Source organism: Negadavirga shengliensis (genome assembly GCF_042652345.1).
Taxonomy (GTDB): domain Bacteria; phylum Bacteroidota; class Bacteroidia; order Cytophagales; family Cyclobacteriaceae; genus Negadavirga; species Negadavirga shengliensis.
Genome location: NZ_JBHSJJ010000049.1, coordinates 1 through 1,143, shown reverse-complemented (window position 1 = coordinate 1,143; position 1,143 = coordinate 1). Strand labels below are relative to the sequence as shown.

Here is a 1,143-nt window from a genome sequence, read left to right as displayed (position 1 = left end):
TCTACACCTTCATCAAACTGACCTCGCCCCCGCCCAAGCCCATCATCTTTGACGGCAGCAACAGGGACGTCTGCGAGGTGACCCGCAACAGGACCAACACGCCGCTGCAGGCACTGGCCATGCTCAATGACCCGCTGGTGCTGGAAGCATCCAGGGTATTGGCGGCGGACCTGGTTTCCAGGCATGCCGACCCCGGGGAAGCCATAGGGGAGGCGTTTGCAAGGATCATGTGCAGGGAACCCAAAAAAGAAGAGGCCAGTATATTAATGGATTATTACGGGGAAGAGCTGCAGCGGTTTGAGCAGCGTCCCGAAGAAATATCCAAAGCGGTCAATATCGGCGATCATCCCCTGGGGGACAACAGCGGAAAGGCCGAAACGGCCGCACTGATGCAGGTCATTGTGGCCATATACAATGTTGAAGAAGCGATTACCAAAACCTGATATGGAAAAGGAAAGATTAGAAAGCGGATTAAACGAAAACAGGAGGAAATTTCTTTCCAGGCTCAGTCTGGGCATCGGGAGTGTGGCCCTTGGGTCTCTGCTGATCCCGGACCTGTTTTCCGGGAAATCAGGGCCGGATACGGACAGACTGATGTCCAGGGTACCCCATTTTGCGCCAAAGGCCAAGCGGGTGATTTACCTGTTCCAGAACGGGGCCCCGAGCCAGCTGGAGTCATTTGATTACAAGCCCCTGCTGAACAAACGGGTGGGGGAAGAACTTCCCGAATCCATAAGGATGGGGCAGCGGCTGACCGGCATGACGTCGGGGCAGTCTTCCTTCCCGCTGGTGGGTTCCCATCACGGGTTCAGGCAATACGGACAGGCGGGAGCCTGGATAAGCGATCTTTTCCCCTATACGGCAAAGATCGCCGATGATATATGCATCGTGAAATCGATGCACACAGAGGCCATCAACCACGACCCCGCCCTGACCTTCTTCCAGACAGGGGCGCAGGTGGGAAACCGGCCCAGCATGGGTGCCTGGCTGAGTTACGGGCTTGGCAGCGACAACAACAACCTGCCCGGTTTCTGCGTGCTGCTTTCCCGGGGGAAGGGCAACGGCCAGGGGGTCTATTCCAAGCTGTGGACCAACGGCTTCCTGGATTCCGTCCACCAGGGGGTGCAGTTCTCAAGCGGCGAC

2 protein-coding genes are annotated in these 1,143 nt (G+C 57.1%); both read left to right on the top strand.

Annotated features, from left to right (window positions below; genetic code table 11):
• A partial coding sequence (locus ACFPFU_RS25640) for a DUF1553 domain-containing protein (protein WP_377069605.1) occupies positions 1 to 443 on the top strand: 443 nt, incomplete at its 5' end.
• Between the two features lies 1 nt (position 444).
• Positions 445 to 1,143: DUF1501 domain-containing protein (locus ACFPFU_RS25635; RefSeq protein WP_377069603.1), on the top strand; the 699-nt coding region annotated here is incomplete at its 3' end.